At 59.2% G+C, this 348-nt stretch carries 1 protein-coding gene; it reads right to left on the bottom strand.

The window, feature by feature from the left end; genetic code table 11:
- Positions 1 to 348, bottom strand: a 348-nt coding sequence (locus tag BFP89_RS28980; protein WP_176718427.1) for an immunoglobulin-like domain-containing protein, incomplete at both ends; no start/stop codon positions are given.

The raw sequence follows: 348 nt of genomic DNA, 5'->3' as shown, positions 1-348 counted from the left end.
CCGTCAGGGTGACAGTGGTGGTATCGACCACATCAGTAATGGTGGTGACCGCAGGCGTGGTGCTCGGCACCAGGTTTTCAAAGTTGCCGCCGGTTGCACCGGTAATGGTGGTGCTGACGGTCGAGCCGTTGACGTAGACGTCATTGGCCGGGGTATCGACTACCACCGTACCTGTCGACTCACCCGCCTTGATGGTAATCATCGAGCCATTGCTCAAGGTGACGTTCACCGGCGTCTGCGCCGGGTTGGTCAAGGTCGCGGTGTAAGTGATCTGACCGCCTTCGGTCACGGTGGAACCGGCCGTCAGGGTGACAGTGGTGGTATCGACCACATCAGTAATGGTGGTGA

Origin of the sequence: Pseudomonas sp. 31 R 17, assembly GCF_900004915.1 — a bacterium.
Lineage (GTDB): Bacteria > Pseudomonadota > Gammaproteobacteria > Pseudomonadales > Pseudomonadaceae > Aquipseudomonas > Aquipseudomonas orientalis_A.
This window is presented reverse-complemented; position numbering and strand designations above follow the sequence as displayed.